General features: G+C 33.6%; 12 protein-coding genes and 1 tRNA gene. 3 read left to right on the forward strand and 10 right to left on the reverse strand.

Annotation, left to right across the window (positions count from 1 at the left end; all coding sequences use genetic code 11):
- The first annotated feature begins 7 nt into the window (after positions 1–7).
- The 3 genes from GBO31_RS04420 to GBO31_RS04430 all read left to right on the forward strand — a co-directional run bounded on the left by GBO31_RS04420 (position 8) and on the right by GBO31_RS04430 (position 3,011).
- The gene (locus GBO31_RS04420) at positions 8–646 is read left to right on the forward strand and encodes a response regulator transcription factor (protein WP_219007107.1); all 639 of its coding nucleotides are present in this window, start codon (positions 8–10) and stop codon (positions 644–646) included.
- A 299-nt stretch (positions 647–945) separates the two neighbouring features.
- Entirely contained in the window at positions 946–2,406 is a 1,461-nt protein-coding gene (gene rpoN / locus GBO31_RS04425) for an RNA polymerase factor sigma-54 (RefSeq protein ID WP_219007108.1), read from the forward strand.
- Positions 2,406–3,011: a hypothetical protein gene (locus GBO31_RS04430; protein ID WP_219007109.1), complete on the forward strand. Its 606-nt coding sequence runs from the start codon at positions 2,406–2,408 to the stop codon at positions 3,009–3,011. The genes rpoN and GBO31_RS04430 overlap by 1 nt, the downstream gene beginning before the upstream one ends.
- Here GBO31_RS04430 and GBO31_RS04435 read toward each other — a convergent pair.
- The 10 genes from GBO31_RS04435 to GBO31_RS04480 form a co-directional block, all read right to left on the reverse strand.
- The gene (locus GBO31_RS04435) at positions 3,006–3,737 is read right to left on the reverse strand and encodes a porin family protein (protein ID WP_246615765.1); all 732 of its coding nucleotides are present in this window, start codon (positions 3,735–3,737) and stop codon (positions 3,006–3,008) included. The genes GBO31_RS04430 and GBO31_RS04435 overlap by 6 nt on opposite strands.
- A gap of 107 nt (positions 3,738–3,844) precedes the next feature.
- On the reverse strand, positions 3,845–4,324 hold the full coding sequence (locus GBO31_RS04440) for an ExbD/TolR family protein (RefSeq protein ID WP_219007110.1): 480 nt from the start codon (positions 4,322–4,324) through the stop codon (positions 3,845–3,847).
- A 20-nt stretch (positions 4,325–4,344) separates the two neighbouring features.
- The gene (locus GBO31_RS04445; RefSeq protein WP_219007111.1) at positions 4,345–4,962 is read right to left on the reverse strand and encodes an ExbD/TolR family protein; all 618 of its coding nucleotides are present in this window, start codon (positions 4,960–4,962) and stop codon (positions 4,345–4,347) included.
- Positions 4,963–5,409: 447 nt separating this feature from the next.
- A complete protein-coding gene (locus GBO31_RS04450) occupies positions 5,410–5,892 on the reverse strand; it encodes an ExbD/TolR family protein (RefSeq protein WP_219007112.1) in 483 nt (160 codons plus the stop codon).
- 24 nt (positions 5,893–5,916) lie between these two features.
- Positions 5,917–6,525, reverse strand: a complete 609-nt coding sequence (locus tag GBO31_RS04455; RefSeq protein WP_219007113.1) for an ExbD/TolR family protein — start codon at positions 6,523–6,525, stop codon at positions 5,917–5,919.
- A gap of 1 nt (position 6,526) precedes the next feature.
- Positions 6,527–7,021, reverse strand: a complete 495-nt coding sequence (locus tag GBO31_RS04460; protein ID WP_219007114.1) for a phosphoethanolamine transferase domain-containing protein — start codon at positions 7,019–7,021, stop codon at positions 6,527–6,529.
- Between the two features lie 124 nt (positions 7,022–7,145).
- Entirely contained in the window at positions 7,146–7,940 is a 795-nt protein-coding gene (locus GBO31_RS04465) for a MotA/TolQ/ExbB proton channel family protein (protein ID WP_219007115.1), read from the reverse strand.
- Between the two features lie 82 nt (positions 7,941–8,022).
- Positions 8,023–8,110: transfer RNA gene (locus GBO31_RS04470), tRNA-Ser, on the reverse strand.
- A 66-nt stretch (positions 8,111–8,176) separates the two neighbouring features.
- On the reverse strand, positions 8,177–9,211 hold the full coding sequence (locus GBO31_RS04475; protein ID WP_219007116.1) for an asparaginase: 1,035 nt from the start codon (positions 9,209–9,211) through the stop codon (positions 8,177–8,179).
- Positions 9,212–9,270: 59 nt separating this feature from the next.
- A partial coding sequence (locus GBO31_RS04480) for a TatD family hydrolase (RefSeq protein WP_219007124.1) occupies positions 9,271–9,423 on the reverse strand: 153 nt, incomplete at its 5' end.

The raw sequence follows: 9,423 nt of genomic DNA on the forward strand, positions 1-9,423 counted from the left end.
TCAAAAAATGAAATACTCAGTAGTTATTGTAGAAGATCATATCCTATTATCACAGGCACTAGCAGGATTGGTAAATGGGTTTTCTAAGTTTAAAATATTATACCTGTGCAAAAATGGAAGAGAGTTACTTACCCGATTTAAGGATCCCAAAAACATCCCGGATATCGTTTTAATGGATATCAATATGCCCATCATGAATGGTATTGAAACGACCATTGCTTTAAAAGAAGAATATCCACAAGTAAATGTATTGGCACTTTCTGTTGAAGAAGATGAAAAAACCATCCTTAAAATGTTGAGAGCTGGTGCGAAGGGATATTTATTAAAAGATACAGAGAAAAGCATTTTGGAAAATGCACTTATCGAAGTACAAGAAACTGGTTTTTATCACACCAAAGATGTGACCAATCTGCTATTAGGCTCCCTAAATCCTAAAAAGGAAAACAAAGTAATCTTAAAGGATCGTGAAATRGAATTCATCAAACATGCCTGTACCGAAAAAACATATAAAGAAATTGCAAGTGATATGTGTTTGAGCCCTAAAACGATCGAAGGATATAGAGATTCCATATTCGAAAAACTACACCTTAAAAACCGAACAGGTTTGGTGATTTATGCGATTAAGAATAAAATTTTCATTCCATAAGTCTTTCTATTTTTGACATATTTTTAACTAAAAAAATATCGATCATTGCGTAATAAATCAATTTTGGCGCGTTTATTGATTAGTAGCATAAAATAGTTTTAAAAATTTATGCTTTTAAGTAAATTTTTGAGCTATTTGAATTAGATCCCATACTACATATGTGATTAGTTCAACTATATTTTTTTAATCTTCGTTTTGAACGAATTTTAAAAAAAGTTTCACTAAACTAACCTTCGATTACCTACAGAAATACGCTGTATTTTGTTTATTTTTGTGAGTATAAGAACATTGATATTTTTATGCTTAAGCAACAACTAAATTTTAAACTCTCTCAAAAACTTTCTCCACAGCAGATTCAATTAATGAAGCTAATTCAGCTTCCTACACAAGCATTTGAACAACGTTTAAAGCAAGAAATGGAAGAAAATCCTGCCTTAGATAGTGGTAAAGAGAAGATGGATGAATATGAAGATGCTTTTAACAATGAAGGTAATGTGGATGATGATTATGGTACTGAAAAAATAGAAACCGAAATCAATGTCGATGAATACCTTAGTGATGATGAAATACCAAGTTATCGATTAAGTTCTAATAACTACAGTTCTGATGATGAAGAAAAGAATGTTCCTTATGCTTCTGGAACTTCCTTTCATCAACATTTAGTAAATCAACTCAATACGTATCGATTCGAAGCTGAAGAAAGAGAAATCGCAGAGTTTTTGGTGGGTAGCATAGATGAAAGCGGTTACATTAGAAGATCTTTAACGGATATATTAGACGATCTTGCTTTTACTCAAAACGTATACACTACAGAAGAAAAGATAGAAAGTATTCTTAAAACCGTACATCAATTAGACCCTGCAGGTGTAGGAGCCAGAAATCTTCAGGAATGTCTATTGATTCAATTAAACAGGAAAGAAACTACCCTACCTATCAAATTGGCTACGCAAATTCTGGAAAAGTCTTTTGATCACTTTAGCAAAAAACATTATGAAAAATTATTAGCTAAATTTGATATTACCGAGGATTTGTTAAAAGAAGCTATTGAGGAAATAGAAGGGTTAAACCCAAAACCAGGTGGCGCTTACGCTGGAAACAATAAACTTATTGAACATGTAGTTCCTGATTTTACGATCAGAATAGTGGAAGGAGAATTAGAACTGACTTTAAATGGAAGAAACGCTCCTGAATTACATGTTTCCAGAGAGTATAACAATATGCTTCAAGGTTATAAGGCTAGTAAACAAAAATCCAAATCTCAAAAAGATGCGGTGATGTTTATCAAGCAAAAATTGGATGCTGCCAAATGGTTCATTGAAGCGGTTAAACAAAGACAACAAACACTGTTTTTGACGATGAGTGCAATAATGCACTACCAAAAAAGTTATTTTTTAAGTGGAGACGAGCGGAATCTAAAGCCAATGATCCTCAAAGATATTGCAGATGAAATTGATATGGATGTAAGTACCGTTTCGCGAGTAGCAAATAGTAAGTATGTAGACACTCCTTATGGAACGAAGCTAATCAAAGAGTTTTTCTCTGAATCCATGACCAATGATCAAGGAGAGGAAGTTTCTACCAGAGAAATTAAAAAAATACTGGAAATCACTATAGGAGAAGAGGACAAGAAAAAACCTCTTACTGACGAAAAGCTAGCTAAAATCCTCAAAGAAAAGGGATATCCTATAGCCAGAAGAACAGTAGCTAAATACAGGGAACAACTAGATATTCCTGTTGCTAGGTTACGAAAGAAAATTTAATGAATTTTTTACTAAAAAGTATTTCTTATATTTTCCATCCTTTGCTGATGCCTTTAGCCGGCGCAGTGATCTATTTTGTTACAGCTCCAAGATTTATTCCTGAGAATATTATTCAAGCCAAAATTTTTGGTTTAGTAGTGGTTACCATTTTGATACCTATTGTCCTTTACTTTTTTCTAAGAACCATGGGAATTATAACCTCTATGCATCTGGAAGATGTTAGGCAGCGTAAAATACCATTATTGCTACAATCTTTAATACTCTTACTAGTCATTAAAATGATTATAGATGTATACAACTATCCTGAACTATATTTCTTCTTTTTGGGAGCCTTATTATCTTCTTTAAGTGCAATCTTTATTGTGTTTTTTGATGTCAAAGCTAGCTTACATATGTTGGGATCTGGTGCTGTTACCATGTTTACGATTGCACTGAGTATTCACTTCGAGATCAACCTTATACTATTAATTGCAGCGATGATCTTTGCCAATGGACTAGTTGCTACTTCTAGATTGCATTATAAAGCACATACCAATCTCGAACTAACATTAGGCTTTTTAATAGGAGTAATTCCTCAACTTACTTTGATTAATTTCTGGCTATAAAATATAGAACATCAAGCCTATTTTGACAGTGTTTAATCCAACTCTCTCACTTCCAATTCTGGCATTACTATCAAATAAGGGATTCAAACTATAATAAAAGTGAAAGTTAAAGGTGTTCCATCCAAATGTAAAGGTCGCTCCTATTCGCCATCTATCTAATTCGTCAATTTTAACCTGTCTTACTTGGTTACCTGGTTGTTCAAATTTTGCATCGAAATAATACAAATACCCAACCCTTAATCCTGTATAAATTCTCCAAAACTTATGCGTATCTGGCACCGATGTACGCCATCTAAATTCCAAAGGTGATTCGATCAAATGAGTGGTAAATCTATTTTTATCAAAATCTACACCATCCAAACTACTAAAAATACTTTGCCCTGTTTCAACATCTTCTCCTATAAAAAGATTTTGTCCATAGGTATTAATTGAATAACCTAAACCCAAACCAATAGCAATATTTCGTCTCTTATTAATCGGCATATCTCTGGTATAACCCAGATGTAAACCACCAGAAAAACCAGACTGACTTACTCCAGAAGGAGTGTTCCAAAGTAAATTAAACGTAAATCCTGCATAAAACTGATCTTCTCTGTACATTGAGTCTAATTCGACTTCTTTAGCAGTATTCTCATTCTGACTAAAACCGATGTTTACAACAAAAAAAACGAATATTACTACTAAGAATTGCTTTATAGACATCATATTTTTCAATATTCTTCCCATACAATTCACTAAAATAAATCTATTTATTTAGAAAAGACCTCAGTTTTAAAAAAAGAATAAGAATTCCACGAATGCTCATGGAATTCTTATTATACAACAACAGATATTTATTGCAAATTATTCGTTACTTCACCACTTCTAGTGGTATAATTAATCTTCAACATACGTGCAGTACGTAACTCTTTCTTTATGTCTCCTACCAAGCCCATTTTAGTATCCTTATCAACTTTTAAAGATGTTGTAAGATACGGTTGCAACTCTTTTGGCTTAGACTTTATTTCTTCTAAAACAAAAGGCTGAATATCCTTTAAATTAGCAAATTTATCATTGAGTTGAATCCTTGCTTCAGTCCCAACATTTTTATATCTAGAGCTTGGTTTCCCAGCATAAATATGAATGACCATATTCTTGCGATCTAGCTTCTCTATCTGATCAGCAACGGGTAGTTCATTTTTTACAATTAAGGTATCTTTCCTCATTACAGTTGCAACCATAAAGAAGAACAATAACATAAAAACGATATCTGGTAATGAAGCCGTAGAAATTACTGGCATGCTTCCTTTTTCTTTTTTCTTAAATATTGACATATTGATAATTTTTTAAATAATTACAATGAGGCTGTTACTGGCTCTGCTTCCGAAAGTTTTTCTGGAAATAGAGATCGTATTTCTTCTATCTGTGTCTTAAGATTTTCCTTGTTACCTGAGTAATTGGGATCATTGAAATGATCTTTCATTAATCCAAAAGACATTCCATACAATCTCTGAGCTTCTCGATCTCTTAGTTCCGCATATGCAGCCACCAACTCATTTTGCACAGCGATATAGGTTTCATAACTTGTTTCTCTACTATTTACGAGAGAGATAATGGCCTTAGAAGGGTTATCAGAAGATTTCGGATTATGTGCTCCTTTACAGTACTCACATGATTCTTTTCCAATTCCGCCACCATTATCCAAAAAAGCGATTGCAGCAGCTTTTAAATCCTTTAAACTCATCGGTTTCTTTTCAACAAATAATTCATTAAGCTGATTCACTTCTACACGAAATAGATTTTTCTCCTTAACTAAGGCACTAGGTTGTATCTCATCTGGAGGAGGAGGTAACCTTCGACTAATTCCATAATCGGTTTGTATCGTTGTACTGACCAAAAAAAAGATCAATAATAAAAAGGCAATATCTGCCATTGAACCTGCATTCACTTCTGGTGCTAATCTTCTAGCCATAATAATTTATATTTAGTTAATAATTACGTACTAAATCAATTACTGTGAACCGAAGAGATATTAAAATAAAAAATAGTGAACCTTTTAAACATCTGCATATTGCATAAGCAAATGCAAGCTATAAAGCTAAAAGGTAAACGAGATAACCGCTATTCCATTATTTCAATATCACAAGGTTTGGAAGGTTAGATATTGATCAGTTTAACAGATCACAGCTATTCAATATGCAACAATTGTTATGCCACGATCGTGAATCTACATAAACATTTAGGATATAAATTTTAGTTATTGAAGATTATGTTTTTAAAAACATATCAAAAAACTAGAAGGAAAGAAAATCTATAGATACAACCATCACATTGGAGAAATTGCAAACTCAACTAAAAGTATTAAAAATAAAAAATCCCGCTAGATAGCGGGATTTTAATATATAAAGTCTTTAAACCTTTATTCTAAATTTCCAGTTGCGGCACCTTCTCTTGTGGTATAATTAATTTTTAGCGCTTGAACTTCTCTAAGTTCTTTTTTAATATCACCTACAAGACCCATATTCGTATCTCCATCTACTTTTAAAGCAGTAATAAGAAATGGCACCTCTTCTTCCCTTTTAGCAGCTCTTTCTGCTAATACGAAAGGTTTGATATCACTTACCTCAGCAAATTTATCATTCAACTGAATTCTTGCTTGAGTACCAGCACTTGCAGCATATCTAGAACTAGGTTTACCAGCATAGATATACATTACCAAGTTTTTCTTATCTAACTTTTCAGTTTGATCTGCTTGAGGAAGTCTATTCTCTATTTTAAGATTATTCTCTCTCATTACCGTAGCAACCATAAAGAAGAATAATAACATAAATACGATATCTGGTAAAGACGCCGTTGAAATAGCAGGCAAATCTCCGCCTTTTTTCTTTTTAAACTTAGACATAATTTCGTTTTTACGTTAGTATAATTATTTCTTTGGTTCTGCTTCAGAAAGCTTTTCAGGATACATTAACTGAATTTGCTTTATCTGATCTTTAAGTCTGTCCTTACTCCCAGAGTAATTTACATCCTTAAGCTCTTCCTCCATTTGAGTAAAAGACTTTCCATAAAGACGTTCTGACTCTCTGTTACGTAATTCTGTATACGCTGCCACTAATTCATTTTGAACAGCGATATAGGCTGCATAACTTGTTTCTCTATTATTACGAAGTGAAATCACCGCTTTTTCAGGATTATCTGAAGAACTTGGACTTCTTTCTCCTTTACAATAGCTACAAGCCTCATCACCAGTTCCTCCTCCATTATCAAGAAAAGCAACAGCTGCAGCACGCAATTCACTTAATTGCATTGGAGCCTCCTCTACCAAAAGATCATTGTTTTTATTCAATTCTACAACGAATATATTTTTCTGCTTAAGAATTGGAGGTTCAACTGTTTCATCTAATGGCGGTGGTAGCTTACGACTAATACCTCTGTCCGTATCTATGGTTGTAGTAACCAGAAAGAATATAAGAAGTAAAAAAGCAATATCTGCCATAGATCCTGCATTCACTTCTGGTGCTGATCTTCTTGCCATATTATTTACCTATTAATTTTTTAACTCCTGATAAAATCATTAATCCAACAGCGATTATCGCTAAAAAGTAGAAAGCATAGATACCCGTTCCTACCCATCTAGATCCACTTTCAGAAAGAACCTCACCATCCTTCATTGGTGTCTCTACTCCTTGTGCCATTCCATATCCAATACCGATAACAACTAGGAAAGCAACGATACCTATACCTGCTTTTTTAAGACCTGCTGGATTTTTAGCCAAAGCAGAAAATACTGCAAATAACGTAGCGATGATTATAATAACCAGTATTACAACAGTCAGGTTATACATAGGACTCACTAGAGAAGTAGCCTCTGCAAAAGCCGATGAAGAAGTATCTTTCACCAAGTCCTTAGCTTCTGTAATACCATAGTTATCCATAAGGGTGGTAAAGTTACCACTCATTAAGAATAGTAATATAGCACCTATTGCACCTACTGCTAGCACAACATATGATAATATTTTTGAAATTTTCATGTGACTTATATTTTATTATTGAGTTGTTGATGTGACACTACACAACTCTATTTATGATAATAAATGTTTTCTCAAAACTTTGTTCGAACACTTACATTCTTCAACAAAGTTCTATAAGCATTTATTACTTTTTGTTTTTGTACGCTACTAACATATCGATTAAAGTAATCGATGCATCTTCCATATCGTTTACAATACTATCTATCTTAGCGATAATATAGTTGTAGAATACCTGAAGTATAATAGCTACAATAAGTCCAAATACTGTAGTAAGAAGTGCTACTTTAATACCACCTGCTACTAATGAAGGCTGCATATCTCCTGCTGCTTCAATCTTATCGAATGCATCAATCATACCGATTACCGTACCCATAAATCCAAGCATTGGAGCTAGTGCGATAAATAAAGATACCCAAGATACATTTTTTTCTAATTGTCCCATTTGAACACCTCCGTAAGCAACAACCGCTTTTTCTGCAGCATCAATACTCTCGTCAGCTCTATCAAGACCTTGATAGTAGATAGATGCAACAGGTCCTTTTGTATTTCTACAAACTTCCTTAGCTGCTTCTACTCCACCACTATTTAAAGCGTCTTCTACGTTTTGTTGTAACTTCTTACTGTTAGTAGTAGATAAACTCAAAAAGATAATTCTCTCAATTGCGATCGCAAGACCTAAAATCAAACATAAAAGAACGATTCCCATAAAGCTAGGACCTCCTTCTATAAAACGCTTTTTAAGGTTTTGGTGGAAGGACTCTGGTTCTGCTGCAGCATCATCCCCATCCTGAAGAGTTGTTGTTATTGGAGCAATTAATAATTGCACGTTTGTCGTTAACTGGGCTGGAGCAGTAGCTGCTTGTATATTTCCGAAAGCCATTACTGTTGCGATTGCCAGAATAGAAAATAGTCTTTTCATTGCGCTGATTCTTAATTTTAATTAGTTAAAGGGTTAAAGATAAAAAAATATTATAAAATCCATTATAATTTTAATAATAATGCAGAGAGGAAGGGATTCGAACCCTCGATACGCTTTTGACGTATACACACTTTCCAGGCGTGCGCCTTCGACCACTCGGCCACCTCTCTATTAATGTTTGCCCAAAATGGTTGAGCAAATAACAAAAAAAATGTTAACTACTAAAATTTGAGGCGTTAATTTTCTGACATTTCACCGCGTAGTGAGGTTTCATAAATGGTTTTGAGGACTTTAAGCGGTAATTTTTCTCCCAACAAATACATCAATTTGGCCAAAGCCGCCTCTGTTGTTATATCTTTTCCAGATATTACCCCTACTTTTTTTAAAGCAACACTCGTATCATATTTACCCATTTCTACACTTCCTCCTGCACATTGAGTAACATTAACTACCGGAATCCCCTTTTTAATTAAGTCAGAAATCAATTTCAAAAACCATCTTTTGGTAGTTGTATTTCCTGCACCATATGTTTCCAGAATAATACCTTTTATCGTTTCGGAAGTAAAAATGCTTTTCAGTATAGTCTCATTTATACCTGGAAACATTTTTATAATGACAATATTATTATCAAAATGAGTATGATACACCATTTTTTTTCTTCTATTTACCGCTCTTAAAAAAGATGTATGCACTTTAAGATGCACTCCTGACTCCACTAAAGCTGGATAATTCAGTGATTGAAATGCTTCAAAATGTTCTGCGTTTATTTTGGTTGTTCGATTCGCTCGAAGTAATTTATACTCAAAATACAGTCCTACTTCGGTTATTACAGGCTTACCTTTCTTTTGTAAAGCGGCTATCTGAACTGCAGTAATTAAATTCTCCTTAGCATCTGTCCTTAAATCCCCTATTGGCAATTGGGATCCTGTAAAAATAATAGGCTTTCCTAAATTTTCGAACATAAAACTAATAGCAGATGCGGTATATGACATCGTATCACTTCCATGTAGGACAACAAAACCATCGTATGAAGAATAATTGGTATTGATAATATCTCCTAATTCTCTCCATCGATCCACATCCATATCTGAAGAATCAATTGGATTTTCGAAACTAACAGTTTCGATATTACAATCTAATTGTCTTAACTCTGGAATGCGAAGTAGTAATTCATCAAAATTAAAAGCTACCAAAGCTCCTGTTTCAAAATTTTTGACCATACCTATGGTACCACCAGTGTATATCAATAGTATATTAGGAGAGTTCTTCATTTGTTTCCTTTATTAATAAGACGTGACAAATGAACAAAATTTAAATTATAAATTAAGAATTAGATTCCAAATATATCCTTTGAATTTTGAGTCGTGATTTTGGCAATTTCGTCAGGTGAAGTATTATAAATTTCAGCTAGCTTATTAACAACTTCTATCAAATAAGAGCTTTCATTGCGCTTACCTCGATATGGAGTTGGAGCCAGATAGGG

It is taken from the genome of Aquimarina litoralis (genome assembly GCF_019295435.1).
Classification (GTDB): Bacteria; Bacteroidota; Bacteroidia; order Flavobacteriales; family Flavobacteriaceae; genus Aquimarina; species Aquimarina litoralis_A.